Source organism: Microbacterium sp. MEJ108Y (assembly GCF_000834175.1).
GTDB classification, from domain to species: Bacteria; Actinomycetota; Actinomycetes; order Actinomycetales; family Microbacteriaceae; genus Microbacterium; species Microbacterium forte.
The window spans coordinates 1-1,865 of record NZ_JXQX01000040.1 but is presented as its reverse complement, the minus strand read 5'-3'; the positions used below and the strand labels follow the sequence as shown (position 1 = coordinate 1,865).

The window sequence follows — 1,865 nt, the reverse complement described above, 5'->3', positions numbered from 1 at the left end:
TAAAAGAAGTCCGGCGGTGTCCTACTCTCCCACAGGGTCCCCCCTGCAGTACCATCGGCGCTGTGAGGCTTAGCTTCCGGGTTCGGAATGTAACCGGGCGTTTCCCTCACGCTATGGCCGCCGAAACACTATAGATGTTTCAATCAAAACACATAACAAAGTCATTGTCATGCGGTTCTCGACCGTACATCGAGAACCACTCAGTGGACGCGTAGCACCAACAAACGGTGTGTTATCAAGTCATCGGCTTATTAGTACCAGTCAGCTGCATGCATTACTGCACTTCCACATCTGGCCTATCAACCCAGTAGTCTGGCTGGGAGCCTCTCACCCGAAGGTATGGAAATCTCATCTTGAGGCCGGCTTCCCGCTTAGATGCTTTCAGCGGTTATCCATCCCGAACGTAGCTAATCAGCGGTGCTCCTGGCGGAACAACTGACACACCAGAGGTTCGTCCAACCCGGTCCTCTCGTACTAGGGTCAGATCCTCTCAAATTTCCTACGCGCGCAGCGGATAGGGACCGAACTGTCTCACGACGTTCTAAACCCAGCTCGCGTACCGCTTTAATGGGCGAACAGCCCAACCCTTGGGACCTACTCCAGCCCCAGGATGCGACGAGCCGACATCGAGGTGCCAAACCATGCCGTCGATATGGACTCTTGGGCAAGATCAGCCTGTTATCCCCGAGGTACCTTTTATCCGTTGAGCGACAGCGCTTCCACAAGCCACTGCCGGATCACTAGTCCCGACTTTCGTCCCTGCTCGACCTGTCAGTCTCACAGTCAAGCTCCCTTGTGCACTTACACTCGACACCTGATTGCCAACCAGGTTGAGGGAACCTTTGGGCGCCTCCGTTACTTTTTGGGAGGCAACCGCCCCAGTTAAACTACCCACCATGCACTGTCCCTGAACCGGATTACGGTTCGAAGTTAGATATCCAGAGTGACCAGAGTGGTATTTCAACAATGACTCCACATGAACTGGCGTCCATGCTTCACAGTCTCCCACCTATCCTACACAAGCCACACCGAACACCAATACAAAGCTATAGTAAAGGTCACGGGGTCTTTCCGTCCTGCTGCGCGTAACGAGCATCTTTACTCGTAATGCAATTTCGCCGAGTTCGCGGTTGAGACAGTTGGGAAGTCGTTACGCCATTCGTGCAGGTCGGAACTTACCCGACAAGGAATTTCGCTACCTTAGGATGGTTATAGTTACCACCGCCGTTTACTGGGGCTTAAATTCTCAGCTTCGCCTTGCGGCTAACCGGTCCTCTTAACCTTCCAGCACCGGGCAGGCGTCAGTCCGTATACATCGTCTTGCGACTTGGCACGGACCTGTGTTTTTAGTAAACAGTCGCTACCCACTAGTCTCTGCGGCCTCCAAACGCTTTCGGAGCAAGTCCTAATACGTCGAAGGCCCCCCTTCTCCCGAAGTTACGGGGGCATTTTGCCGAGTTCCTTAACCACGATTCTCTCGATCTCCTTGGTATTCTCTACCTGACCACCTGAGTCGGTTTGGGGTACGGGCGGCTGGAACCTCGCGTCGATGCTTTTCTTGGCAGCATAGGATCATCCACTTTTTATCCGCATCGTGTCTCAGCCTATGTGAGAGACGGATTTGCCTATCTCTCGGCCTACGCACTTGCACCGGGACAACCATCGCCCGGCTGGACTACCTTCCTGCGTCACACCTGTTAATACGCTAACCGCACCAGAATGGGGTCGTGCGCTAGGCCCAACGCGTCACCCCGAAGGGATCAGTCACTGGGATTCAGACACTTAGCACTACTGGATTAGCTTGGGCGGTTCTTCGCCGGTACGGGAATATCAACCCGTTGTCCATCGACTACGCCTGTCGGCCA

Annotated in this window: 2 rRNA genes; both read right to left on the bottom strand. The window is 54.1% G+C overall.

Features of this window, described 5'->3' with window-relative positions:
* Positions 1–8: 8 nt before the first annotated feature.
* Positions 9–125: ribosomal RNA gene (gene rrf / locus RU09_RS17720) — 5S ribosomal RNA — on the bottom strand.
* A gap of 106 nt (positions 126–231) precedes the next feature.
* Positions 232–1,865 (bottom strand): 23S ribosomal RNA (locus tag RU09_RS18815); the annotation flags it as partial.